General features: G+C 72.2%; 23 protein-coding genes. 15 read left to right on the forward strand and 8 right to left on the reverse strand.

Annotated elements, in window-relative coordinates; genetic code table 11:
• The first annotated feature begins 24 nt into the window (after positions 1 to 24).
• Genes ACFC0B_RS16610 through ACFC0B_RS16640 form a run of 7 tightly spaced genes read left to right on the forward strand, consistent with a single transcriptional unit; the run spans position 25 to position 7,201 of the window.
• Positions 25 to 1,053 carry a UDP-glucuronic acid decarboxylase family protein gene (locus tag ACFC0B_RS16610; protein WP_376086528.1) on the forward strand — a complete coding sequence of 343 codons (1,029 nt, stop codon included), beginning with the start codon at positions 25 to 27 and terminating at the stop codon, positions 1,051 to 1,053.
• Complete coding sequence (locus tag ACFC0B_RS16615; RefSeq protein WP_376086529.1) at positions 1,050 to 1,928, forward strand: glycosyltransferase family 8 protein; 879 nt, start codon at positions 1,050 to 1,052, stop codon at positions 1,926 to 1,928. Before ACFC0B_RS16610 ends, ACFC0B_RS16615 begins: the two co-directional genes overlap by 4 nt.
• Positions 1,925 to 3,436 (forward strand): glycosyltransferase family 2 protein, encoded by a 1,512-nt coding sequence (locus tag ACFC0B_RS16620; protein WP_376086530.1) that lies wholly within the window; start codon positions 1,925 to 1,927, stop codon positions 3,434 to 3,436. The genes ACFC0B_RS16615 and ACFC0B_RS16620 overlap by 4 nt, the downstream gene beginning before the upstream one ends.
• On the forward strand, positions 3,433 to 4,047 hold the full coding sequence (locus tag ACFC0B_RS16625) for a dTMP kinase (protein WP_376086531.1): 615 nt from the start codon (positions 3,433 to 3,435) through the stop codon (positions 4,045 to 4,047). Before ACFC0B_RS16620 ends, ACFC0B_RS16625 begins: the two co-directional genes overlap by 4 nt.
• Positions 4,044 to 5,012 (forward strand): Gfo/Idh/MocA family protein, encoded by a 969-nt coding sequence (locus tag ACFC0B_RS16630; protein ID WP_376086532.1) that lies wholly within the window; start codon positions 4,044 to 4,046, stop codon positions 5,010 to 5,012. Before ACFC0B_RS16625 ends, ACFC0B_RS16630 begins: the two co-directional genes overlap by 4 nt.
• Positions 4,999 to 5,967, forward strand: a complete 969-nt coding sequence (locus ACFC0B_RS16635) for a phosphotransferase family protein (RefSeq protein ID WP_376086533.1) — start codon at positions 4,999 to 5,001, stop codon at positions 5,965 to 5,967. Before ACFC0B_RS16630 ends, ACFC0B_RS16635 begins: the two co-directional genes overlap by 14 nt.
• A 28-nt stretch (positions 5,968 to 5,995) precedes the next feature.
• The gene (locus ACFC0B_RS16640) at positions 5,996 to 7,201 is read left to right on the forward strand and encodes a DegT/DnrJ/EryC1/StrS family aminotransferase (RefSeq protein ID WP_376086534.1); all 1,206 of its coding nucleotides are present in this window, start codon (positions 5,996 to 5,998) and stop codon (positions 7,199 to 7,201) included.
• Here ACFC0B_RS16640 and ACFC0B_RS16645 read toward each other — a convergent pair.
• A complete protein-coding gene (locus ACFC0B_RS16645) occupies positions 7,191 to 8,252 on the reverse strand; it encodes a phosphotransferase (protein WP_376086535.1) in 1,062 nt (353 codons plus the stop codon). The two genes, ACFC0B_RS16640 and ACFC0B_RS16645, sit on opposite strands and share 11 nt — an antisense overlap.
• Before the next feature lie 238 nt (positions 8,253 to 8,490).
• Between ACFC0B_RS16645 and ACFC0B_RS16650 the strand changes: the two genes are divergently transcribed.
• Both ACFC0B_RS16650 and ACFC0B_RS16655 read left to right on the forward strand, forming a co-directional pair.
• Positions 8,491 to 9,423 carry a hypothetical protein gene (locus ACFC0B_RS16650; RefSeq protein WP_376086536.1) on the forward strand — a complete coding sequence of 311 codons (933 nt, stop codon included), beginning with the start codon at positions 8,491 to 8,493 and terminating at the stop codon, positions 9,421 to 9,423.
• 57 nt (positions 9,424 to 9,480) lie between these two features.
• A complete protein-coding gene (locus ACFC0B_RS16655) occupies positions 9,481 to 10,533 on the forward strand; it encodes a hypothetical protein (RefSeq protein ID WP_376086537.1) in 1,053 nt (350 codons plus the stop codon).
• Positions 10,534 to 10,607: 74 nt separating this feature from the next.
• Here ACFC0B_RS16655 and ACFC0B_RS16660 read toward each other — a convergent pair whose 3' ends face one another.
• Positions 10,608 to 10,871 carry a hypothetical protein gene (locus ACFC0B_RS16660; RefSeq protein ID WP_376086538.1) on the reverse strand — a complete coding sequence of 88 codons (264 nt, stop codon included), beginning with the start codon at positions 10,869 to 10,871 and terminating at the stop codon, positions 10,608 to 10,610.
• 602 nt (positions 10,872 to 11,473) lie between these two features.
• Here ACFC0B_RS16660 and ACFC0B_RS16665 point away from each other — a divergent pair.
• From ACFC0B_RS16665 to ACFC0B_RS16680, 4 genes are all read left to right on the forward strand, one after another.
• Positions 11,474 to 12,397 carry a hypothetical protein gene (locus ACFC0B_RS16665; RefSeq protein WP_376086539.1) on the forward strand — a complete coding sequence of 308 codons (924 nt, stop codon included), beginning with the start codon at positions 11,474 to 11,476 and terminating at the stop codon, positions 12,395 to 12,397.
• A gap of 385 nt (positions 12,398 to 12,782) precedes the next feature.
• Positions 12,783 to 13,883, forward strand: a complete 1,101-nt coding sequence (gene alc / locus ACFC0B_RS16670; protein WP_376086540.1) for an allantoicase — start codon at positions 12,783 to 12,785, stop codon at positions 13,881 to 13,883.
• Positions 13,884 to 13,970: 87 nt separating this feature from the next.
• Positions 13,971 to 14,246 (forward strand): hypothetical protein, encoded by a 276-nt coding sequence (locus tag ACFC0B_RS16675; protein ID WP_376086541.1) that lies wholly within the window; start codon positions 13,971 to 13,973, stop codon positions 14,244 to 14,246.
• A gap of 58 nt (positions 14,247 to 14,304) precedes the next feature.
• A complete protein-coding gene (locus tag ACFC0B_RS16680; RefSeq protein ID WP_376086542.1) occupies positions 14,305 to 15,624 on the forward strand; it encodes an amidase in 1,320 nt (439 codons plus the stop codon).
• Between the two features lie 25 nt (positions 15,625 to 15,649).
• Here the strand turns inward: ACFC0B_RS16680 and ACFC0B_RS16685 are convergent, their stop codons facing one another.
• The gene (locus tag ACFC0B_RS16685; protein ID WP_376086543.1) at positions 15,650 to 16,324 is read right to left on the reverse strand and encodes a TetR/AcrR family transcriptional regulator; all 675 of its coding nucleotides are present in this window, start codon (positions 16,322 to 16,324) and stop codon (positions 15,650 to 15,652) included.
• Between the two features lie 140 nt (positions 16,325 to 16,464).
• On the opposite strand from ACFC0B_RS16685, the gene ACFC0B_RS16690 reads away from it, so the two are divergent.
• Entirely contained in the window at positions 16,465 to 17,397 is a 933-nt protein-coding gene (locus tag ACFC0B_RS16690; protein WP_376086544.1) for an alpha/beta hydrolase, read from the forward strand.
• On the forward strand, positions 17,394 to 18,017 hold the full coding sequence (locus ACFC0B_RS16695) for a TIGR03086 family metal-binding protein (protein ID WP_376086545.1): 624 nt from the start codon (positions 17,394 to 17,396) through the stop codon (positions 18,015 to 18,017). Before ACFC0B_RS16690 ends, ACFC0B_RS16695 begins: the two co-directional genes overlap by 4 nt.
• Positions 18,018 to 18,262: 245 nt before the next feature.
• Here the strand turns inward: ACFC0B_RS16695 and ACFC0B_RS16700 are convergent, their stop codons facing one another.
• The 5 genes from ACFC0B_RS16700 to ACFC0B_RS16720 all read right to left on the reverse strand — a co-directional run bounded on the left by ACFC0B_RS16700 (position 18,263) and on the right by ACFC0B_RS16720 (position 24,349).
• A complete protein-coding gene (locus ACFC0B_RS16700; RefSeq protein ID WP_376086546.1) occupies positions 18,263 to 19,636 on the reverse strand; it encodes a M16 family metallopeptidase in 1,374 nt (457 codons plus the stop codon).
• Entirely contained in the window at positions 19,633 to 20,967 is a 1,335-nt protein-coding gene (locus ACFC0B_RS16705) for a M16 family metallopeptidase (RefSeq protein WP_376086547.1), read from the reverse strand. The genes ACFC0B_RS16700 and ACFC0B_RS16705 overlap by 4 nt, the downstream gene beginning before the upstream one ends.
• On the reverse strand, positions 20,964 to 22,724 hold the full coding sequence (locus ACFC0B_RS16710; RefSeq protein ID WP_376086548.1) for an ABC transporter ATP-binding protein: 1,761 nt from the start codon (positions 22,722 to 22,724) through the stop codon (positions 20,964 to 20,966). The genes ACFC0B_RS16705 and ACFC0B_RS16710 overlap by 4 nt, the downstream gene beginning before the upstream one ends.
• A 117-nt stretch (positions 22,725 to 22,841) precedes the next feature.
• Complete coding sequence (locus tag ACFC0B_RS16715; protein WP_376086549.1) at positions 22,842 to 24,065, reverse strand: cupin domain-containing protein; 1,224 nt, start codon at positions 24,063 to 24,065, stop codon at positions 22,842 to 22,844.
• A gap of 104 nt (positions 24,066 to 24,169) precedes the next feature.
• Positions 24,170 to 24,349: a hypothetical protein gene (locus ACFC0B_RS16720; RefSeq protein ID WP_376086550.1), complete on the reverse strand. Its 180-nt coding sequence runs from the start codon at positions 24,347 to 24,349 to the stop codon at positions 24,170 to 24,172.
• Between the last annotated feature and the right edge of the window lie 444 nt (positions 24,350 to 24,793).

Below are 24,793 nucleotides of genomic sequence, written 5' to 3' on the forward strand. Positions count from 1 at the left end.
CCAGCGAGTTGGAGGAGAAGCACCGTGTCCTACCCGCAAGAAATACCGCCGCCCACGGCAGTGGCCAGCGCCTTCGCCCGCCGCACCGCCGTCGTCACCGGGGCCGCCGGGTTCATCGGCTCGCACCTGTGCGAGCGCCTGCTCAACCTGGGTGCCGAGGTGGTCGGCGTCGACAACCTGCTGACCGGCCGCCTCGACAACCTGTCGGGCCTGCGCTCGGCCGGCGGCTTCCGCTTCCAGACCGACGATGTCACCCGGCCGTTCGCCGTGGCCGGGCCGGTGGACTTCGTCTTCCACCTGGCCTCGCCCGCGTCGCCGCTCGACTACGCCCGCCACCCGCTGGCCACCCTGAAGGTCGGCGCGATGGGCACCCTCAACGCCCTGGAGCTGGCCGAGGCCAAGCGGGCCCGGTTCCTGCTCGCCTCGACCTCCGAGGTGTACGGCGACCCGCTCGTGCACCCGCAGCCGGAGCGGTACTGGGGCAACGTGAACCCGGTCGGCCCTCGCAGTGTGTACGACGAGGCCAAGCGGTACGCCGAGGCTCTGACCTCGTGCTTCCAGCGCTCCGGCAGCACCCGTACCCGCATCGTGCGGATCTTCAACACCTACGGGCCGAGGATGCGCGCCGACGACGGCCGCGCGGTGCCCGCATTCATCCAGCAGGCGCTGGCGGGCGAGCCGCTCACCGTGGCCGGCGACGGCAGCCAGACCCGCTCCCTGTGCTTCGTGGCCGACACCGTCGAGGGCCTGCTCGCCGCCGCCGTGGCGGAGCACACCGAACCGGTGAACCTGGGCAACCCGCACGAGATCACCATGCTCCGGCTCGCCGAGGAGATCCGGGCACTGGCCGGCTCCCCGTCCGCGATCACCTTCGTGCCGCTGCCCGCCGACGACCCGAAGCGCCGCTGCCCCGACATCACCTCGGCCCGCGCCCACCTCGGCTGGGAGCCCACCACCCACCTGAGCGACGGCCTGCGCCGGACCCTCGACTGGGCCGAGCAGCACTTCCCCCGCCAGACCGCCACCGCCACCACCGGAAGGAGCGCCTCGTGAACACCGCCTCCCACCCGCTGCCCGCGCTCGTCTGCGGGGTCGACGACGGATACGCCCGCCCGCTGCGGACGCTGATGCACTCAATCGCCGCCGCCCACCCGGGCGCCGTCGACGAGCTCCGCCTGATCGTCCTCGACCAGGAGATCAGCGAGGCCAACCGGCAGGCGATCCGGCGAGACGCTGACCGCACGGGCCTTCGGACCGAGTTGCGGCCGGCGCCCATGACCGACCCGCGCTACCCGGTCTCGGACTGGGTGAGCGGCGCGGTGTACGTTCGCCTGGCCATCCCGGAGGTCATCCCCGACGAGCGCCGGATGCTGTACCTGGACGCCGACACCCTGGTGCTCGGGGACCTGCGCCCGCTGCTGCGGCACTCCCTCGGCGGGCGCCTGATCGGCGCGGTGCGCGACCCGCAGAACCCGGTCATCGGCCGGGGCATCCAGCTGCCGGGCTGGGAGAAGCTCGGTGTCCCGTACGGCAGGGACTACTTCAACAGCGGCGTCATGCTCATCGACCTCGACCGCTGCCGGCGGCTCGGCGTCTTCGAGCGGTCGCGGCAGTTCCTGTCCGAGCACCCGGACAAGGTCCGGTTCTGGGACCAGGACGCGCTGAACTGGGCCGTCGACGACAACTGGCACCGGCTGGAGCGGCGTTGGAACACCTTCGCCATGTCCCCGCAGGCGGCTCAGCCCGGGTTCATCCACTACGCCGAGGCGGACAGCCCGCTCGCCCAGCTCCTGGAGGACGAGCAGACCGCCGCCCTATTGCACTTCGCCGGCCCCGACAAGCCCTGGCAGGACGGCTACCCGGAAGGCCAGCTCCGGGACACCTACCGACTGTTCCACGACTACGTCGACTCGCGAGGAGCCGAGTGAACGGCCGGAAGCCGCTCTGGCGGCGGCCGTCCTGGTGGATCGCCGCCGCTGTGGCCGCTCGCAACGTGAACGGGCTGCGGCAGGTCCGCCAAACGCTGGCCCACGTCGACCGGCCCGCCCAGGCCGTGTCGGTGGAGCCGATGGTGCTGCATGTCGTCATTCCGGTGTTGCGCGAGCAGCAGCACATCAGCGGCGCCCTGGCGTGGTTCGTGCCGCTCCTCCGTGACTTCCCGGGTTCGACGCTGACCCTGGTGTCCACGGCGCGCGAGGAGCGCGAACGCGCACACCTCGTCGGCCGGCTCGCCGGGGCGACGGCAGACGACCTCACGGTGCAGCGCTTCCCGCAGCTGACCAGTGAGGAGTTGACCGCCCTCGCCGAAGCCCTGGCCAAGACCGGCGGGCGTGTGCTCACCCTGGCGACGGCCGCCGAGGCCCTGTCGGCCTTCCCCACGACGGCGGACGTCATCGCGAGCGGGATCGCGGGCCTCCGTGAGCCGGTGGTCCGGCACGTCCACTACGAGGGCGACGGGCGGAAGGCGGCGCAGGTGAACGCCGCCGTCGAACAGCTCGCGGCCGACTCCGCCGAGGAGTACGTCGCCGTCTACGACGTGGACTCCCGCCCCAGCCTGGAGCTGCTGCAACGCACCGCCGAGTTCCTGGCCTACCGACGAGCGGAGGACGGCGAGCTGCCCCGTGTCGTCCAGCAGTCCGCCCGCTTCGCCGCCCAAGGCGCCGCCGACACCTGGTGGGAACGGGCCCTGTGCCGAGGTGCTGCCCGTGCCCAGACGCTGTGGACTCTCCGTCGCGAGATCCCTAACCTCCGCGGGTACGCCGAATCGGCCCACCGCACGCGTCCCGGCCTTCGGGGCCTCGCCCAAACTGTCGGGCACGGCCTGCTCGTCCGCACCGACGTCTTCCGGCAGGTCGGCGGGCTGCCCACCTTCACGATCCTCGACGACGTCGCCTTCGGCTACCGGCTCACCCTGGACGGCATCCCGGTCGACAGCCTCCCCTTCACCACCACCGTGTCGGCGGCCGAGTACCTGCCCGAGCTGCTGTCCCAGAGCGATCGCTGGTTCCAGAACTACCTCGACTACCCGCAGTGTGCCGCCCGCTGGCACGCCCAGGGCCACGGCAGCCGCCTCGACCACGCCGCTGCGCTCGCCATCGGTACCTACCGCGGCATGGCCTGGCTGCTGGTCTCGCCCGCGACGGCCGCCTGCCTGGCCCTCGTGCTCGGACCGCGCACGCGCCCGCCGGTCCGGGCAGCGGCCACAGCCGCGCTCTGGACGGCCACTGTCGCACCGGTCTGCCAATTCGCCAAGGCGGAAGGGCGCCCGCTGACCGTACGAGAGACCGCCGTGCAGAGCGCGGAGACGCTGGCCGGGCTCCTGCTCAAGAGCATCGGCCCGATGACCGCCCTCGGCCGCTGGGCCGCCACTGGCACCAGGCACTCGGCACTCGCCCCCAAGAGCAACCGCCGCATCAAGGACAGGGAGACACCGTGATCCTCGGCATCGAGGGCGTCAGCTGCGTCGGCAAGACCACGCTCGCTGCCATGCTCACCCCTCACCTCAACTGGCCCGCCGTCATCCCCTGCTACTTCCACGCCAGCCCCGACCCCACCCGGCTGCCGGCCCCCGAACCCTTCACCCCGGACCACCAACTCGCCAACATCGCCCGGTTCCTCGACGTCGAAGACCTCAGGCTCGCCCGAGCCCGACAGGCCCTCGCCGAGGGCCGGGACGTGATCCTCGACCGCACCGTGGACACCCTCCTCGCCCACGCGCACGCCGTCGGCCGTATGAACGGCTTCGACTGCGACGACCAGGCCCAGCACGCCGTCACCAGCAGGGCCGTGGCGATGCCCGACCTGACCGTCGTCCTCACCGCAGACCCGGACGTGCTCGCCCGCCGGGCCCGTCTGCGCAAGGGCATGCCGACGATCTTCTACGACCGCCACTTCAGCGAGCACTTCAACGGCTACTTCGACCACCCGCTCGCCTCCGTGGTCGTCCGTCTCGACACCACCACCGGCTCGCCCGAGGAACTCGCCGAACGCACCCTCGACCACCTCCGCCGCCACCTCGGCGAGCACACGTTGCGGGAGGCATCGTGAAGGCCGCGCTGATTGGCTGCGGCGCCATCGCCAGCCGCTGGGTCCGCTCCCTGCTCGCGGATGGCCGCATCGAGATCGCTGCCCTCGTCGACCCCGACCAGCAGGCGGCACGAGCCCTCGCGAACCGGTACGAGCTGAGCCCGCAGTTCGCCACGACGCTCGACGAGGCGCTCGCGCTGGCCCCGGTCGCTGTCGTCGTCAACCTCACTCCGCCCGACCACCACTACCGGGTCAGCCGCGACGCCCTCGCCCGCGGCCTCCACGTCCTGACCGAGAAGCCCTTGGCCCTCAACCTGCCCGACGCGCTCGACCTCGTCCACCTCGCCCGCGAGCGCGGCCTACTGCTGGCCGTCATGCAGAACCGCGGTACCGACCCCGGCTTCCTCGCCTTCCGCGACAACGTCCACCTCAGCGCCGAGCCGCCCTTCGTGGTCACCGCTGACACCCTCGTCACCCTTCCCTGCCCGGGATTCCGCAGCAGCCAGCACCTGCCCGTCACCACCGACCTCGTGGTGCACGCCTTCGACCAGGTCCGCACCCTGGTCACCGCACCGCCGACCGAGGTCACCTGCACCGAGACGCCGACCGGCTTCCTCACCCCGCACAGCGCGATCGCCATGATCACCATGCGGTTCGCCGACGGCTCCCTGTTCACCTACCGGGGCGGGTATATCGCGGACCCGCTCCTGCGGACCGATGCCAACGGCGACTGGCGGGTGGAGGCCCACGACTTCGCCACCCGCTGGGCACCTGACCCGGCCAGCAGCCCCAAGTCGGCCGAAACTGGCCCGCCGGCGTACCAGCGCTGCATCACCGCCATGGTGGACGCCCTCCACCAGCCTGGCGCCGCACCCGTCCCGGCCGTTGGCAACCTCGGCTCCATCGCCCTGCTGGACGCCGCCCTCCAATCGGCGACCAGCCGCCGCCCCGTCCCGGTGCCGGAGGTGCCCGATGTCCGCCCCTGACACCGTGATCAACCGCCCGCATCCGCTGCTGCTCGACGCACTCACCGAAGCAGGCTTCGACGCCACCGGCGCGCGCTTCACGCTTATGCGGTCCGGAACCGACAGCCTTCCCTTCGCCGCCACCACCCGCGACGGCGACGAGCTAGTCATCAAGGTCCGCCGAGCGGGCAGCCGCTCGCGCTACCCAACCGCCGTCTGGGCCTCCGCCCGGATGCGCGAAGCGGGAATCCCCGCCGCCCGCGTCCTCTGGCACAGCAGAGAGGCCTGCGTCGAGGTCCGGTGCCCGGGCCAAGCGATCGAAGCGGAGCCGCCGCAGCCGCAGGACCTGGACGCCGCCGTCCGAGCCGGCGAAGTCCTCCGTCGCCTGCACACCATCGAGGTCAGCAGCTTCGGTCAACTCGACGGACAGGGCGTCGGCCAACACTCCACTATCCAGGGCTGGTTCCTCGCCCTACCCGACCGCCGCGCTCCCAGCCTGGGTGGCCTTCACCTGCCCGGGCTTCTGAACCGCGCCCGCTTCGTCCTCGAAGCCGGAGCCGACCGCCTCCCGGTAACGGCGCCCAAGCTCTTGCACGGAGACTGGGTCGGCCGCCACCTGTTCACCGACGGCCACCACATCACCGGAGTCGTCGACCTGGAGAGCGCCCGCGGCGGCGACCCACTGGCCGAACTCGCCGGCTGGTCCCTGCGCGAACCAGCCCCGATGACCGAAGCCCTCCTCGCCGGCTACTTCGACGGACCGTTGCCTGCCGAGAGCCTGCTGCCGCTCGTCCTGTTCCGCCTGCGCATCGCGGTCTCGCTCCTCCACGTTCACGTCGCCTTCGACGACCAGGACATGGTGCGGCTGCGGGCCGCCCAGATCCAGGCCGACCTCGACGACCTCGACCACGGCCACCTCACCGCCGTCCCCCGCATCACCCCCAACGAGCACTCCGCCGGACACCGACGCCCGTAGGCAACCGAGCCCCGACTGGAAGGACGCCATGAACGACCCCAAGGTCACCCTCCCGTTCCCCCGCGAGCCCAAGTACGGGCAGGCCGAGAAGGACGCCGCCCTCAAGCTCCTCGACGACGGACACCTCTCCGAGATCAACCGCGGCCCGGCCACCAACGCCCTCGAAGCCGCCTTCGCCCGCCTCACCGGCACCCGCCACGCGCTGTCGTTCAACTCCGGCACCGCCTCCCTGCACGCCGCGCTCCACGCGGTCGGCGCCAACCCCGAAGCCGGCGTCGCCGTCTCCCCGATGACCTGGATCTCCGCCATCACCGCCGTATTCCAGGCCGGCAGCTACCCCGTCTTCTGCGACATCGACCCGGACAGCCCGAACATCACCGCCACCGCCGTCGCCCAGGTCGCCGACGAGTGCTCCGCCGTCCTCGCCACCCACACCTGGGGCATCCCCGCCCGCATGGACCAACTCGCCCAGGCCACCGACCTGCCGATCGTCGAGGACTGCTCTCACGCCCACGGAGCCCACTACCAGGGCCGGGCCGTCGGCTCCTGGGGCGCCGCCGGGTGCTTCAGCCTCCAGGAGTCCAAGTCCGTCTCCGGTGGCGAAGGCGGCGTTCTCACCACCTCCGACCGGGAGGTCTACGAGCGCGCCCTCACCCTCGGCCACCACCCCGCCCGGCTCGCTGCCGAACTCACCCTCCCCGAACTGCCGCTCGCTGACACCGGAGCCGCCTACAAGTACCGGATGCCCGCCCTCTCCGCCGTCATCGCCCGCCAGCAACTGCATTCCCTGCCCGACCGGATGCTCGCCGCCGAACAGAACCTGGCCACCCTGCGCCAGGCCCTGGAGGAGTATGACGCACCCGTCGCCTGGCCGGAGATCGGCGAACTCTCCGTCCGCGGCTGGTACGGCACCCCGCTGGCGATCAACGTCCGCGTGCCCGACCCGAAGACTCTCCACGAGAAGTGCCGGGCCGCCGGCATCCCCGTCCGCTCCCAGTACGAGGACTGGACTCAGACACCGCTGCTGCAGCGTCTCGACCTGGCCGCCCGCTACTGGCCCCACCTCGCCGACAGCCCCTACCAGCCGCCGAGCAGGGATGCGCTGCCGAACTACTACAAGGCTCTGCGCCAGATGATCGTCCTCAAGGTGCCGCAGGTCCTCGCCCCGGACTACATGGAGCAGGTGGCCGAAGCCCTCGCCGCCGTCCTGTCCCGCACGGTGCTCACGGCATAGCCGCGAACGCCTCCTGCACATCCCCGCGCCGCTCTGTCCACCAGGCCAGGAAGCGCTCGGCAGGCAGAAACAAGTGGTCGCAGGAGGGATCGTCGCGGTCGTAGTGGAAGACCAGCTGCCAGTAGTCCGACATGCGCTTCCACCATAGCCGCTCCACCGCGTCCGCCAGGGCCGGCACCGGAATCGGCACCACCGACCGGTAGCCGGCCACGAACGCGGCCGACCGCTCAAGATCGAGGAAGCCGTCCTCACCGCCGAACTGCACCGTGGCGGTGCGGGCGACCTCCTCGCCGAACGGCCGCACCCGGATCCGGTCCCAGTCGATCACCCCGACGATCCCGCCGTCCCGCCACAGCACGTTCCGGTGCTGCACGTCACCGTGCGTCCACCCCACCGGGCCGACCGTCACCTCGTCGGCTGGGCGCTCGTGCCCGTACTTCTCCAGCAGCACCTTGCGCTCGACTAGCGCCGAGGCCGCCTCGGCGTCGAACACCGTCCGGCTTTCCAGCCCCGCGATAAGGGCGAGGAAGCGGTCCGCCTCCTGGTGAGCCTCGGCGGGCGTGGTCACCGAGACGGTCACCTGCTCCGGCCCGGGAGGCAGCAGGCCAGCCATTTGCTCACCGTTCAAGCTCTGGTGGATCCGACCAAGGAGAACGCCGAGGTCAGCAGCCTGCTCAGTCGAGAGCGCCGTACCCGGCAGATGGCTCCCCTCCATCCACGGGATCAAGCAGTACCCGCGGCCGGCGACCTCGATCACCGCATCCCCGGTTGCGGAGAGCCGTGTCCTTCCCACCGGCAGGCCATCATCAGCCAGCTTCGCTAGGACAGCCAGGTTCCGACGTGCCAGCGGCAGCGGCACATCCATGATCCGTTTCAACGCGAACGAGCCCTCGGCCGAATCCAGCCGCCAGTTCCCGTTCATCAACCCGTCCGACAGGAAGCGGCACGCCCCAACTTTACCCAGCCTGAAGACCTCGCCGAGAAGCGGTAGGTCCTCTGCGATCTCGCTGTACCGGGTGCCACTTGGGCCGTCGAAAGCTACTTCCGTCACCCCACGCAGGCTAGCGGAGCGGAAGCACGAACGGGGCCGGTTCAAGCATCGCCGAACCTCACCACCGACACACATGGAATGTGATCAAGGCCGCTGCGGAAAAAGGCCCTTGGTGTCCGGCGGGACGTGGTACGTTCCGTGGTCCAATCGAGAATAGGCGACCCCGGCAGCGCGCCAACGCTCCGGGGTCCGGCAACAGGAGCTGACACTCCCGATGCGTGTCCATCGTAGCGCCCACGTGCGCAACTTCACCGTGCTGCCCAACTGCATGCTGCAGGATCGGCAGCTGTCCTACACCGCCCGTGGCCTCCTTGCGGACCTCCTCTCCCGCCCCGACGGCTGGCGCGAGGACGGTCGGCACATGGCCGACACCAGCCCGCAGGGGCGCGGCGCGATCCGCAAGGCCCTGAAGGAGCTGACTGAGGCCGGCTTCTATCGCGTCGAGAAGAACCGCATGCCCGACGGCACCATCCGCACCGAGACCCACGTCTACGACATCCCGCAGATCGCGCTGCCGGGTGCCACCCGTCCGGTCTCCGGTGAAGCGACCACCGGCGGTTCTGACGCCCTTGTAAAGGACCTGGTGAAAGAACCCTCCCTCCTTGCCGTGCTCGCCGACGGCCAGGCGACCGCCGACGAGGCGGGCGAGGAGCTGGGAGGACGGGAGGAATACCACCAGGACGACATGGACGCCCCGGCGCTGCCGGACGAGCAGGTCCGCGAGGCGGTCGCCACACTGTTCCGGGTGATCCGCCCCGAGCCGCGCCTGCGACTGGGCGAGGCCGAGGCCACCGAGCTGGCGCCACTTGTCGCCCAGTGGCTGGAGCGCGGCAGCACCACCCAGGAACTGGCCCATGCCCTGCTGCCCGGCCTGCCTGTTCCCCTGCACTCTCCGGTCGGCGTACTTCGTAGCCGCCTGCAACGCAAGATGCCGCCCGTCCCAGCCCCGCAGCAGCCCTCCAAGCCCCGGTATGTCGAGTGCGCCAAGTGCCACGACCCAGTGCCGCAGCCAGGCATCTGTGCCGCGTGCTTGGGCATTGGTGGGCGAACGGTCCAGGCAGGCGGTGGGGCGTCCGTGGCTGCCGCTGGAGCCGCGCGGGTCCGGGAGGCCATGCTCGCTGCCAGGCTGGCGCTGAGTACCGGGCAGCTCACCGCTGTCGGCGCCAGGTAGGTGATCGACGTTGCGAATTCAGACGCCGATTCTTCCAGCGCCTTCTATGCTCCCGCTATGACAACCCGGTCCCGCAGCGTGTGGCAACAGATGCCCGCGAAAGAGCGACGCGCCATCGGCGCATCCGTCGGTAGCGCAGGTCTCCCCACCGCAGCGCTGGCTCTGTACGCCCGCTGGTGGCAGCTTGAGACCTGGCTACGGTCGTTGCTCTATGTCGAACTCAGGGCCGCTCATGGAGTGGACTGGGCGTCACATATTGGCCAAGGTGCTCTGTCTCGGCAGGAAAAGGACAAGCTTCGGACATACATGGCTAGTCCAGACTGGGACGACCCGCTGGCTTACCTCGATGTGGGCAAGCTGTTCCCCTTGCTGGATAACTCATGGGACCTGGTAGGGCCAAGCCTGTTTGAACAGTCTGCTTTTCAGGGGCGAGTGAATGAGCTCTTGGCGATCCGAAACAGAATTGGCCATCTCCGCCGCCCCCACGCTGATGACCTGAGCCGACTCGAACAAACGTTGCGAGACTTGGAGAAGGGGGCGTTTGAGGCACTAGCGTCCTACAATCGTGAAGCGTACATTGACGAGCACCTTCAAGATCCAGTAGCTGATGCATGGATCGCTGGTAACCACCGTACGGCTCGGCGCCTCATAGATCACGCGCAGCGTCAGTACGACACGGACATCCGGGTAACGTATACCAAACGCCCGTGGGCTGGGCCGCTCGATTCTGGTGACCCAATTAGTGGATCGCGTGGCTACCTGTGGCGAGTCGACTTCATCATGCGCGGTCGCCACCTGAACATCCCCGCCCTTTGGCGTGACTCCTACCTGGACCGTCACGCGCGCAAGCTGCTGGTCCATCTTATCGTTCGCCATGCCAGTGGTGTTTCTGTCGTGTTCCCGGCCGTTGACAACTCGGTGGAGATTTCGGACGCCATTGGCGACGTTTTTGACGCAGTTCTCGCCAATTCTTCGACCTTCCCACCAGGGGTGTCGCTGAAAGGCGACTATCTCGCTCGCATTCCTCCGCTTGATCCTCGAGTTCAGATCAGCACTGGCTGGACGATCGTCGACGACACAACTGTGCCGATCACAATCTTCGCTGCGTAGCACCTTGTGGCGCATCAGTGCCGGGAGCAGCGATGAAGTAGGTCATGCTCCCGGCGCTCCGCTCATCTGGCGAACTACTGGAGCTTCCGTACAGCGTTCTTGATCGCCCGAAACTCGCCCATCAGGCGATCAATGGCGGCGTCCAAGACGAGGAGCGGGTCCTGCGCCGACCAGAATCGGAGTGTCCGGTCCAGCTCTTCCTGCCAGAAGGTTTCGTCGTTTTCGACCCTGAGGTTGAGGTGGCGAGCCAGCTTGGTGAAGCCCGGCCCCGGAACTCGTGAGCTTTCGATGACGACAAGGGCTGAGAGCATTGGCTGGCCGTGCTCGACCTCGTACATGCTGACGTGGCCAAGGGCCGGAAACATCCCCCACGGAAAGGTGTACGGCTCATGCCGGTGTTGACCCCATCTGGGTCGATCTGCTGGCCGAGCGCCTTGTAACTCAAGCAGGCGTCGAATGGCTTCTTCGGGTCGGCGGCCCGAGCCCGGTCCAGCAGAACGCGGTGGATCTTTTACTCGCCCGCCTCGACGGCGCCACATACCCTGCCGCCTTCATGCGCGCTGCCACCACCTTCGCTGCCTCCCTCAAGCTCGCCGCTGCGGTCACCGGAGCGCTCGCCCATTTGCTCTCCTGAGCCTGCCCACGCCGCACCACCCCGCCTGATTGTGTCGGCTGCCCCGGCGCGCCGCAGAGCATCGGCGGAGTCATCCTCTAGGCTCGATCAGGTCGGCTCGCGGAAGCCGACTCCGGCTCGTGGTCCGCCGACCTACAGGGCCAGCAGGGCAGGCAAGGGGCTTGGCCCCATCCGCCCCTCCCAGGAGGGAGATCATCACCCACCACACGGTCTCTGCGGACGCACACGACTCCGCGCTCTGGTCGGCGGCGCGGCGATGGAGTTCCAGTGCCCCACAGTGTCCTCGGTGACCTCGCCCGGCAGCGCATGCTCTACACGAACGAGCGCTACCGCAACGCGCTTCAAGCCATTCGCGAGCTATCTCCCGGCTCCTGCCCGCTCCCGGCGGCAGAGGGAGACCAAGAACTCTTCGAAGCGGCCATCTTCGCGCACATCCTGAAGCCGTACCGCTTTGGCCTGCATCCGCTGCGCATCGCCCAGACGCGGCCCTATCCCGAGAGCCTTGTGCTCGTGATCGACGCCTCCGAGCGCCTGGTTCTCGACATGCTGCGTGACTTGCTGCCGAGTGCGGACCGAGAAGGGGAAGAGGTTCAGGGCGTCGAGGGCTTGCGAATCTTGCGCTGGCGGGACGATGGCCTGGAACTTCACCGCCCAGGTCAGCACACGCTTGTCCGCCTTGCCGGCGCGCCGCGCGCCGTCTGGCGCCGGGCTGAGAAGCAGGTTGTGGACGACCTCAAGGATTCCGGCTACTGGGCTTGCTGGCGTACTCACCCTGATGCCTGGACCGAGGTGGAGCACTTGCAGGAGAGGGATGACGAAGGTTGGTACACCGGGCTCGCCCGCCGTGGCGCCTGGCTGGCCAGCGGGCTGCTTCGTCGAATCGCCCTCTTCCACACCACCGCCATTCCATGGGCTGCTGATGGCTGGCGGGGGCTGGCCAGCGAGCTGTTGTGGAAGTTCGACTTGGCTTGCTACCCAGACCTTCCGCCACGCATCGAAGAACTTGCCGCTGCGCTCACTGATGTGCGCTTTGGGCTCCCCATGCGAGCCGCTCCACGATCGCTGGACTCTCTGTACAGGCTTCGCCTCGCTGCCACACATGGCAACGAGGCGCTCGAACTGTACTTTGCGCCCTGGGAGGCAGATGGAGACCAGTGGATGGCTGACCCCCAGCGAGTCCGCGTGGTGCGGGAACGCGCTGAGCGAGTCGTTGCTGGTGCCACCAGGTAGGCGGTGATTGGTGCCCCGCAGGGCACATCTGGGGCACATGAGGGCCGAAAGTGCCGCTGACCAGTGCGAACTACTGAAGGTAGTTTCGCCTGGTCAGCGGCACTTTTCTGGTCGAACCCACAGGTCAGGGGCCTGTGTGGATCAAAAGATCCTCAAGTGGCAGGACGGCGCCCTGCTGCGCCGGGCCTCGTAGCGCCGGGTCTCGTTGCGCCGGGCCTCGTAGCGCCGGCCTCGTAGCGCCGGGTCTCGTTGCGCCCGGCCGGAGCGCGAGGTCCCGCCCGGGCGGCGGCCCCGCGGCGGTGGCCGGAGCCGTTCGGGACGGCCGGCCGGTCTGCCCGGTTCCCGGTGATGGACCTGACCGGTCGTCCGGCGCGAGGGTGGGCGCATGACCGCCGACGCGAACTCCCGCCCGAATCCCGCCCAGTTGTCCGACGCCGCCGCCCCTCCGTACGGGGGCGGCGACCCGTACGCCGACTACCGCGCCGCCGAGTTCCCGTTCACCGCGCTGGTCGACCTCGCCGACCGCCGGCTGGGCGGCGCCGTCCTCGCCGCCAACGACGAGCTGTTCGCCGAACGGGAGAACCTGCTGCTGCCCCGGCCGGCCGAGTTCCGCCCGCACACCTTCGGCAACAAGGGCCAGATCATGGACGGCTGGGAGACCCGGCGGCGGCGCGGCGCCGACGCCGGCCACCCGCACCCGGCCGACGGCGACCACGACTGGGCCCTGGTCCGGCTGGGCGTGCCGGGCGTCGTGCACGGCGTGGTCGTCGACACCGCCCACTTCCGGGGCAACCACCCGCGGCAGATCGCCGTCGAGGGCGCCGAACTCCCCGGCACCCCGGGGCCGGAGGAACTGCTGGCCCCGGAGGCGGTCTGGCACCCGCTGGTCCCCCGCTCCCCGGTGCGCGGCCACGCCGCCAACGGCTTCGCCGTCGCCGACCGCCGCCGCTTCACCCACCTGCGGCTCAGCCAGTACCCCGACGGCGGTATCGCGCGCTTCCGGGTGCACGGCGAGGCCCGGCCGGACACCGCCTGGCTGGCCGCGCTCGGCACCTTCGACCTGGCGGCGGTGGAGAACGGCGGCGCCGTCGAGGACGCCTCGGACCGCTTCTACTCGGCCCCGGTCGGCCTCGTCCTGCCCGGCAGGTCCCGGGCGATGGGCGACGGTTGGGAGAACCGCCGGCGCCGCGACGCGGGCCACGACTGGGTCCGGCTGCGGCTGGCCGGGCGGGGCGCGGTCCGCGCGGTGGAGATCGACACCGGCTACTACGTCGGCAACGCGGCCGGCTGGGCGGCGCTGTCCGGCCGGGACGAGCACGGCGCGGACCCCGGGGAGTGGTTCGCGCTGGTGCCGCGCACCCGGCTGCAGCCGGACGCCGTGCACCGCCTGGTGATCGACGCGCCGCGCCCGGCCACCCACGTCCGGCTGGACGTCTTCCCGGACGGCGGGATCGCCCGGCTGCGGCTGTGGGGCGGGCTGGTCTGAGGGCACCGCGCCCGGCCCGGCGCGCGGGATCCGGCGCCCGGCCCGGCTCCGCTTGCCGGGCCGGGCGGGCCGCCGGACGATGGGGGAATGATGCACCGGATGCGCGCCGAGTACGCCGACGGCGGCGCCTCCGCCGCGGTGCGGCTGTGGCACATGGTCCGCGGCGGCGGGAGCGTGGCGATGTGCGGCCGGGAGCTGGACGCCCGGGCGCCCGCCCGGGAGGCGGTGGACTGGGGGCGCACCCCCGAACTCTGCTGCCACACCTGCGGGGCCTACCTGCTGCGCGAGGCGCCCTGGCTGGCCGACGAGCACCGGCCGGGCCCGCCGGGCGAACAGCCGGAGACGGCCTGGCCGTCGGGCTGAACGCCGCACCGGCGGTGCGGTGGACGGCCGCCCCGGGGCCGGGGCTACCGTGGTCGCCATGGAGGAATCCCCGGTCCGGCCGCGGTCGTTGACCCGCGAGGCCGCCGCGCTGCGCGCGGGCGTACCCGCCCTGGCCGTCCACGTCGACCGGCTCTGCGCCCGGATCGAGCAGGTGGACCCGCTGATCCGCGCCTTCGTCCCCGAGCCCGGCCGCGCCGACCGGCTGCACGCCGAGGCCAGGGCGCTCGCCGCCCGCCACCCCGATCCGGCGCAGGCGCCGCCGCTGTACGGGGTGGCCGTCGGGGTCAAGGACATCGTGCACGTGGACGGCCTGCCCACGCACGCCGGCTCGGTGCTGCCGCCGGGCGTCCTGGCCGGGCCGCAGGCCGCCGTGGTGGACCGGCTGCGGGCGGCCGGCGCGCTGGTCGCGGGCAAGACGGTGACCGCCGAGTTCGCCGGCGGCGCCCCGGGCCCGACCCGCAATCCGCACCACCCGGCCCATACCCCGGGCGGCTCCAGCAGCGGCTCGGCGGCGGCGGTCGCGGCCGGGCTGGTGCCGCTGGCGATCGGCACCCAGACGGTCGGCTCGGTCGTCCGCCCGGCCGGCTACTGCGGTGTGGTGGGCTTCCGGCCGACGCACGGGCGGATCCCGACGGCCGGCGTGATCCCGAACGCGCCCAGCCTCGACACCCTGGGCCTGTTCACCGCCGACCTGGCGGGCGCCGCGCTGGCCGCCCCGCTGCTCTGCGACGACTGGGACAGCGGGTACCGGAGCACCCGGGACGACGACGTGCCGGTGCTCGGCGTCCCGGTCGGCCCGTACCTGGAGCGGGCCCGACCGGAGGCGCTGCTGGCCTTCCGGCGGCAGCTGGAGCGGCTGGCCGCCCGGGGGCTGATGGTCCGTCAGGTCGACCTGTTGCCGGACTTCGCCGAGCTGGAGCGGCAGTTGCAGACGATCAACCGGTTCGAGATGGCCGCCTCCCACGCCGAGTGGTTCGACCGCTTCGGCGGCCTCTACCGGCCGGAGACGGCGGCGGGCATCCGGCACGGCCGGAACGTCGCCCCGGCCGCCTACCGGGCGGCGCTGGCCGCCCGCGCGGACTTCCGCGCGCTGCTCGCCGAGCGGCGCCGGCGGGCCGGGGTGGACCTGCTGGTGGCGCCCTCGGCGACCGGCCCGGCCCCGTTCGGGCTGGACAGCACCGGCAGCGCCGTGATGTCGCTGCCGTGGAGCTGCGCCGGGCTGCCCGCGCTGAGCCTGCCCGCCGGGGTGACGGACCAGGGTCTGCCGCTGGGCCTCCAGGTGGTCGGCGAGGCCGGGGCGGACGAGCGGCTGCTCGCCCAGGCGGTGGTCCTGGAGCGGGTGCTCGACGCCGTCTGAGCGCCCGCCGTCCGGCCCGGTCCGCTCAGCCCGCCCGGTCCGCTCGGTCCGGCAGCAGCGCGGGGGTGTCCGGGTCGACGGCGTCCGAGCGCAGCCGGCGCAGCGCGGCGCGGTGGGCGCGCTCGTACGGGGTGTCCTCGTCGAACAGCAGGGCCTGCGGGTTGGCGTTCTCCAACAGGGCGATCAGGGTGAAGGCGATGTCCTCCGGGTCGGCGTCGGCGCGCAGTTCGCCGGTGCCGACGGCCCCGTTCACCAGGCCGAGGACGGTGGCGTGCCACTCCCGCCAGTTGGCCGCGAGGGCGTCGCGCAGCGGGCCGGGGCGGGCGTCGTACTCGGCGTTGACCTCGTAGAAGAAGCAGCCGCCGGGGAAGACCCGGGCGCGCGAGTAGGCCAGCCAGGACTCGCAGAGCAGGCGGAGCTTGCGCAGCCCGGGGGGCTCCGCGGCGATCGGGTCGAGCACCGCGTCGGAGAAGATCCGCCGGGCCGCCCGGAGGGTGGCGAGCTGGAGCTCCTCCTTGGAGCCGAAGCCGGCGAAGACGCCGCTCTTGCTGAGCCCGAGGTCGGTGGCGAGCCGGCCGATCGACAGCGCGTCCAGGCCCTCGACCGAGGCGATCTCCACGGCGCGGCGCAGCACCGTCCGGCGGGTCTCCTCACCGCGCAGCACCCGTCCGTCCGTGCGGGACGTGGTCGCTCCGGCCACCGCTCTCACCCCAGTTCTCCGGCATCGGTCCGTGCCGCCAGGGTAGCGGGGCGGACGGCCGCCCAGAAAAATGCACGAACGGTCGTGCTAATATCTCTCCCAGTTCGGCTCTTGCCCCTCGGCATCCCAGGGAGTTCCGCATGGACCCGGCCGTCGCACTGATCCGCACCACCCTGAACGCCGCCTCGCGGGCCGCCCCCGGCCTCGCCGGCCGGGCCGCGTTCGAGCTCTACCGCCACCCCCTGCGGCGCGGCCGCGTCCGCACCCGCGAGCGCGAGGTGCACGACCGGGCCGCCACCCGGAGGCTGCGCCACCTCGGCGACCCGGTGGTCGTCCACCGCTGGGGCGACGGCACCCGCCCCGTCCTGCTGATGCACGGCTGGCGGTCCCGGGCCTCCCGCTTCGCGGACTTCGTGCCCCGGCTGCGCGCGCTCGGCCTGACCGCCGTCGGCTACGACGCCCCCGGGCACGGCGACTCCGGCGGCCGGACCGCCACCGTGCTGGACCACCGTGCCATCGCGCTGCGGCTCCAGGAGGAGTACGGCCCCTTCGAGGCGGTGATCGCCCACTCGCTGGGCGTCAACGCGGCCTTCCTGGCGCTGCGCGAGGGGTTGGCGGCCGAGCGGCTGGTCGCCCTGGCCGGCGTCGCCGAGGTGTCCTGGATGCCCGCCGCGTTCTGCGCCCGTCTCGGCCTGAACGCCACCGTGGAGCGGGAGTTGCGGCGCCGGGCGGAGAGCGGAGCGATGTTCCCCGGGGTCGCGGACGTCCGGACGTACTTCGACGCCGCCCGCAGCCCCGAGGAGATCGCCCCGCCGATCCTGGTGGCGCACGACGAGGACGACGACGTCGTCCCGTTCGCCCAGGCCCGCCGGCTGCGGGCCGCCTACGGGGACCGGCTGGACCTGCTGGTCACCCGGGGGCTGGGCCACCGGCGGATCCTCACCGAGCCGGCCGTGATCGACAACGTGATCGGCTTCCTGTCCGCCGACCCGGTGCCGGCCCCGGTACCCGATCCGGTTCCCGGCCCGGCGCCGGCGGCCGAGGCGGCGGTCGGGGCGGCGGGTGCGGCATGAGCCTGCTCGAACTGCACACCCGATCCCTGGAGTTGGCCGCGGCCGTGGTGGACACCGTGCAGCCGGAGCAGCTGGTGCTGCCGACGCCCTGCGGGGACTGGCCGCTGCGGCGGCTGCTGGAGCACCTGGTCGGGCAGCACCGGGGCTTCGCCGCCGCGGCCGACGGGGCCGGGCCGGACCTCGCGCTCTGGCGCGACGTCCCGGTGCACGGCGATCCGGCCGGCGCCTTCCGGCACTCGGCGGCGCGGCTGACCGCCGCCTTCGCCCGCGCCGCCGCCGCGCCGGGGCCCGCCCCGCTCCGGCTGCCGGAGATCCACGACGCCGGGCCGGTCCCGTTCGAGCGGGCGGTCGGCTTCCACCTGCTCGACACCCTGGTGCACGCCTGGGACGTGGCGGTCGCGCTGGGCCCGCCGGCCCGGCTGGTGGCCGCCGTGGACGAGGACCCGGCGCTGGCCGGGGCCCTGCTCGCGGTGGCCGAGGCCGTGCCGGCGGGCCCGGCGGACCGGGCGCCGGGGCGGGCCTTCGCCGCCGTCCGGGCGGCCGACGGCCCGGCCGGCCCGTTCGAGCGCGCGCTGGCCCTGCTGGGCCGCGACCCGGCCTGGGCGGTCCCGGTGCGCTGAAGCGCGCCGGGACCGGGGCGCTACCGGTCCTCGCGCTGCTCGTCGGGGAAACGGGGTCCGCCGATGAAGAACAGCAGCGCGGCGGTCGGGAAGCCGAACGAGGCGACCACCAGCACGATGAACTGCCAGAACATCCGTCGCTCCTCACCCTCGGCCGACAGATCCACTCCTGGTCCGACGGTAGGGCCGGATCCCCCGCGCTGCCACCGGGGACGGCCCCGCCGACGCCCGACGCCCGACGGCCGCTAGGCGTGGCCGAGTGCGTCGAGGCGGACCGGGCCCAGGCCCGCGGCATCGAGGGCGGGGACGACCGACGAGGCGTCGCCCTCGACCACCACCGCCGACCGCTCGGTCCCGAGGAACTCCCGTGCGGCGTCCCGGACCTCGCCGGGGACGAGGCCGGCGAGCTCGGCGTGGCGCCGGGTGTGGAACGCGTCGGCGGCCCCGGTGGAGGCGAGGGCGCAGAGCGCGAGGCCGACCGCGCGGGGCGTGTGGAGGTCGATCGGCAGCCGCCCGGTGACCAGGTCGACGCTGCTCGCCAACTCCCCTTCACCCACCCCGTGTTCGCGCAGTTCGTCGATCCGGTCGAGGACACGTGCGACGACGGTGCCCGCGTGCCGGGGCGCGCTCTGGGTGGCCACGCCGAACACACCGGTGTCCCGGGTGAGCTGCAGGGCCGCGTGCACCGCGTAGACGAGACCGCGGTCGTCCCGCAGGTCGCGGGTCAGCCGGGAGTGGACGGTGCCGCCCAGGACGTGGACGGCGATCGCCAGGGCGCTGTGCTCGGACCGGGCCACCAGCGGGAGGTGGTGGGCCACCCTGATCACGGCCTGCGCCGCCCCCGGGCGGTCGACCACGACGATGTCGCGCCCGGCCGGGGTCCGCGGCTCGGGAGGCGTGGACGGCGGGGCCCCGACCGGTTCCGCGGCCTGGCGGTCCGGCGGCCGGGGGACCAGCCGCGCCGCCGTCCCCGCCGCCCGGTCGAGGGCGATCCGGCGGAGGTCCCCGACCAGGACCACGCGCGGTCCGGAGGCCAGCAGCGCGCCGTGGTGGTCGCGCAGCACCTGCGCGGAGAGCCCGCCCAGCGTGCGCGTGGTTCCGTGCGGCAGGACGGTCGGCCGGCCGGTCCGGTAGAGGGCGCGGCCCAGCGCCTCGGCGGCCGCGGTCCCGGGCCTGGCCCAGTTCGCCCGGACCTGGGCCGACTGGGCGTCGCGCAGGCGGGCGACCGGTCCGTCCTCGAAGGAGGGGAACCGGGCGGCCCGCGCGACCTGCTCCAGGACCTGGAGGACGGTGTCGGCCGGAGCGGTGGCGGACAGCAGCAGGCTGTCCTCGCCGAGGGTCGTGGTCCACGCGGCGCCGAGCCCCTCCAGGGCGGAGGCGAACTCCTCGGCGGGGCGTGTTCCGGGGCCCTCCCGCAGGACCGCGGCGAGCAGGTGGCCGAGGCCGGCCCGGGACGTCGGTTCGCTCCGGATGCCCGCGTCGAACTGGACCGCGGCGAAGGCGGTGGGGCACCCGGGCAGGTCGGCGGCCAGCACGGCGCCCGACCGGGTCACCGGGGGGAACTGGTAGGGCGCGCGGACCGGAACGGGCGGCGGGCCGGGGACGAGGAACGGGCTCATCCGCGGTTCTCCTTGGTGGTGCCGGTGAAGACCAGGGCGAAGCGGTTCTCCCGGCCGAGGTGTGTCCGGGCGACGCGGGCCAGGTCGGCCGCGGTGACCGCGGCCAGCCGGGCCGGCCGGTCGCCGATGCCGTCGGCCCGGCCGTGCAGGGCCGCGTGCCGGGCCAGTTCGTCGGCCCGCGAGCCGAAGGGGGTCAGCGAGCGCAGCCACGCCGCGTGCAGCACGGCCCGGGCCCGCTCCAGGTCGGACGGGTCGATCCGGCCGGCCGCGATCTCGTCGAGCACCGGTTCCACGGCGGCGGCCAGCCGGTCGCCGCCGGTGCCGCGCAGGGCGGTCAGGCCGACGGTGAAGAGCGACGAGCCGTGGGTCAGCCCCCAGGCGAAGGCGGCCCGTTCCTCGGCCCGGGCGAGCGGCCGCTCGACCACCAGCCGCCGGTGGAGGAGCGCTCCGCGGCCCCGGCCCAGGAGGGCGGCGAGCACGGTCAGCGCGTCGTGGTCGGGACCCGGCGCCGGCGGTACCCGGTGGACGAGGTAGACGCGGTCCGTGTCGGCCCGCTCCTCGGTCTCCCGGCGCAGCACGGGACCGGGCAGCGGCTCCGGCGGTCGTGCGGGCGGCTCCGGAGGACTCGCGGGGCCGGCCGGGACGCCGCCGAAGTACCGCTCCGCCTTGGCGAAGACCTCGTCCGGGCGGACCGCTCCGACGACGGTGAGCACCGCGTTGTCCGGCGCGTAGTGGCGCCCGTGGAACGCCGCCAGCGTGCCCTGGTCGACCTCGGCCAGGCGCTCGACCGAGCCGATCGGCGGATGACCGTACGGATGGCCGCCGGGATACACCGAGGCCAGCGCGAACTCCTGCCAGCGTCCGTACGGCGTGCCCAGGTGCTGCTGGTGGTGCTCCCTGCGGACGACGGCCACCTGGTTGCGGAGGACGTCCCCGGACCACCGGAGCCCGGCCATCCGGTCCGCTTCCAGCCACAGGGCGAGGTCGAGGGCGCCGGCCGGCACGGTCTGGTGGTACTCGGTGCGGTCCAGGGTGGTGCTCGCGTTGACGCCGTCCGCGCCGGCCGCGTGGAGCAGCGCGGTGTGCTCCCCGCGGCCGACCTGCTCGGACCCCTCGAACATGAGGTGCTCGAAGAGGTGGGCGAGTCCGGGCAGTTCGGCCGGGTCGTGGCGGGAGCCGACCCGGTACCAGAGGTTCACGGCGGCGACGGGGGCGGGCCGGTCGGGGGAGACCACCACCCGCAGGCCGTTGGCGAGCCGGTGCTCGGCCACCGGCCAGGGGAACCCGGGCCGTCCGCCCGCGGCCCCCGCCGTCGAATCCGTCCCCGTCATCGCCACTCCTCGGTCCGGACCGGTGCCGTCCCCGCCAGCATCGAGCTGTACTCCCCGCCCGATTCCGCGAGTTCGGCGTGGCTGCCGCGTTCCGCGATCCGGCCGCCGTTGAGCACGACGATCTGGTCGGCGTCCCGCACGGTGGAGAGCCGGTGCGCGATCGTGATCGTCGTCCGGTTCCTGGCGAGCTGTGCCAGGGCCTCCTGCACGGCTCGCTCGGTCCGGGTGTCCAGCGCGCTGGTGGCCTCGTCCAGCAGGAGGACCGGCGGATCGCGCAGGATCGTCCGGGCGATGGCCAGCCGCTGCTTCTCGCCCCCGGAGAAGCGGTAGCCCCGCTCGCCGACCACCGTCGCGTACCCGTCGGGCAGGCCCGCGACCAGATCGTGGACGTGCGCCATCCGGGCGGCCGCGACGAGTTCCTCGTCGGTGGCCCCGGGCTTGCCGAGCCGGAGGTTCTCGGCCACCGTCGCGTGCAGCAGGTGGGAGTCCTGGGAGACCACCCCGACGGTCCGGGCGAGGGTCTCGAAGTCGAGCTCGCGCACGTCGACGCCGTCGATGGTGATCCGGCCGGCGGTGACGTCGTGGAGCCGCAGCAGCAGGTAGCCCAGCGAGGTCTTCCCGGCCCCGGTCGGCCCGACCACCGCGAGCCGGGTGCCGGGCCGGACGTCGAGGCTGATGTCCCGCAGCACCGGTTCGTCGCCGTAGCCGAAGTGCACCCGCTCGAAGCGGACGTGCCCCCGTGCGGCCGTGAGCGGCGTGGGGGAGGCCGGCTCCGGGACGTCCACCGGCAGGTCCAGGTACTCGAAGACCCGCTCGAACAGCGAGAGCGAGCTCTGGAGCAGCGCGCCGACCTGGGTGAGCTGGACGGCGGGACCCAGCAGGGACTGCTGGAGCGCGGCGAAGGCGACCAGCGTGCCGACGGTGACCGGTTCTCCGCGCAGACCGGCCGCCCAGTAGATGAGCACCGGCATGGCGGCGACCACCACCTGGAGGCCCGCCTGGCGCCAGCGCCCCGCCATCGTGGTGCGGACGCTGACCTCGCCCAGCTCCGCCGACTGCCGCGCGAACTCCTCGGTCACCGCCCGGGACCGGCCCAGCAGACGGCCCAGCAGGAAGCCCGAGACCGACAGCGACTCCTCGATCAGGGTGGTCAGCGCGGCCACCCTCTCGTACCGCTCGCGGACGATCTCGCGGCGTTCGCGGCCGACCCGGTTGTTCACCCAGACGAACGCGGGCAGCAGCGTGAGCGAGACCAGCGCGAGCCGCCAGTCCAGGAGCGTCATCGCGGTCAGGGCGGCCAGGACCGTCGCGCCGCTGCCGAGCACCGTGGTGACCGCGCTCGTCACCACGGTGTCCATGCCGCCGATGTCGTTGGAGATCCGGGACTGCACCTCGCCCGTGTGGGTGCGGGTGAAGAAGCCGAGCGACATCCGCTGGAGGTGCGCGTAGACCTCGGTCCGCAGACCGCTCATGATCCGCTGGCCGACGATCATCGACTGGTGGGCCTGGTACACCCCGAGGGCGGTGCTCGCCGCGGTCAGCGCGATCATCACCAGGGCGAGCAGCGTGAGCAGTCCGGTGCGGCCGTGCGGGAGCGCGTCGTCGAGGATCAGCCGGGTCAGCAGCGGGGGCACGGTCGCGACCCCGGCGGAGAGCAGCACCAGCAGGGCGACCACGGCGAGCCGCCCGCGGTGCGGGGCGAACAGCCGGATGATGCGCGGGCGGATCGCGGCCGGTCCCGCCGGTTGCCTCTTCACTCGTGCCCTCTCCCCTCCCCGGTCGGTGGCGTGGCTGCTGCCCGCAGCGCCCCGGGCCGGCCCCGGACGACAGGGCCGGCCTGCGGCGGAACCGGGCGAGCGCCGGTCGGCGGACGGTCAGCAGACGGTCAGGAAGCCTTCCTTGACCAGCGTCCGGACGAGCACCACGCGCCCCGGCTCGTCCAGCTCGCCGGGAATGCCGGCGGGGGTGAAGACACCGCTGCGCCGTTCGGCGGTGAACCGGACCTCGTCGGTGACGTGCGCGGGCAGCCGCACCGTCTTGCCGTGGAAGTGGAGCTGAACGGCCTCCGCGCCGGTCTCGATGCTCCACTGCAGGGAGAGCCGGCGGCGCACCTCGGTGTCCTTGTCGATCCGCTCCAGCCGCTCCAGGTCGTCCAGGTGCCCTTCCAGGGAGGGCGGGTTGAGCGCGACGCCGGCCTTGACGGTGCGGCGCAGCTCCTCCTCGGCGGAGACCTTCCGCGGCAGTTCGGCGATCAGCGCGGCGATCCGCTCCTCGACCTGCTGTTCGAGCTCGGGGTTGCCGAGGAAGCCGAAGGGCAGCGCCTCGCGGTAGGCGACGTCCCGTTCGAACAGGGACTGCAGGGCCTCGGCGACGACGTTGCTCCACAGGATGGGGTGGATGCCGATGGTCAGGTGCAGCGAGGCCTCGTCGGTGGAGGTGCCGGCGTGCACGGTGCCGCGCGGCAGGTAGAGCACGTCGCCGGCGTTCAGCTCGAACTCGGAGACCGGCTCGGTGGGTTCGGGCGCGCTCCGGTCGTACGGCTGGCTGCGCAGCGGCAGCGGCAGCGGCGCCCCGAAGAGCTGCCAGCGCTTGGTGCCGTGGACCTGCACGATGAAGACGTCGTGCATGTCGTAGTGCGGCTTGAAGCCGCGGGCGCCGGCCGGGGTGAGGTAGGTGTTGATGTTGATCCGCGCGGAGATCTCCGCACCGAGCGCGCGCATCAGCTGGTTCAGCGCCGGGAAGCGGTCCTGGATGCCGTTGAGCACCAGCGACGAGCCGGAGCGGTACCGGTCGTAGATCCGCTCGACCGCCGTCAGCGTACTGCCGGCGCCGAGTTCGGCGACCGGTGTCTCCTTGCCGTCCACCACGACCCGGAAGTCGCTGAGGTCGTTGCCCGAGGTGTGCAGGGCCCGGTCCACGTCCGCGAGGGTCAGCAGCTCCGCGAAGTACGAGGGGTCGTCACGCCGGATGAGCAGCGGCTTCTTCTCGTAGTTCTCCTCCCGGAAGGTCGTGACGTTCAACGGGTGGAGGAGCCGGGCGAGCCCGAAGTAGTCGTCCGGACCGCTGCGGTGATCGGTCCCGTTGTGCGGAGATGTCATGCGGAGAGTCCTTTGTGCGTGCGGAGGAATGCCGGCGCCGTGACCGTGCCCTTGCGGACCGCGGGTGCCCCGCCCGGGAGGGCGGGGCACCGAGAACGGACCGATCAGTCGTGGTCGTCGATCGGACCCCAGTAGCCACCGGTGGCCTTCGCCCAGAAGTCCGCCCCGCCACTGTTGTTGTAGTCGTTGTCGTCGTACCAGCCCTTGCTGTTGTCGTGCGCCGACGACACCGGGCCGGCCGACTGAACGACCGTGATGTCCTCGGGGTTGAGGGACGTGGACATTGTTGATCCTCTCTCGTTCCGTGGATGGGACGCGGGATTCCTTGCAAGTCCCTGGCAAAGTGCAAGGCCAGGCGGTCCAGTGAATTCGCGTATTTCTCCTCCGGCGAATTCGGACACGATCCAAGAGTAGCCAGGCGATGTTGCCGGCGGTCAAGAGTGATTTCCCGTCGGCCATTTCGTGCAGGCCGGGCAAAACGCCGATCCGGCGGTGGTTTCGGATTGGTATGTATGCATATGGAAGTGAGATTGATCACAGTGACCATTTCACTCCCCCCTACTCCGATCGGTTATTGCGGTAATTTCGGACAACTGGGCGGCCGAGGGCGAAACGGCTGTTTCGGGGGAATGAAAAAACGGATCGCCCACCACCGTTTGGCGAGTGGGCGATCCGTTTCACAGGTGCTGAATAACTGATTTCAGGGCAGGCGGGCAGGGCGGCGCGGA

This window comes from Kitasatospora sp. NPDC056184 (genome assembly GCF_042268405.1).
Taxonomy (GTDB): domain Bacteria; phylum Actinomycetota; class Actinomycetes; order Streptomycetales; family Streptomycetaceae; genus Kitasatospora.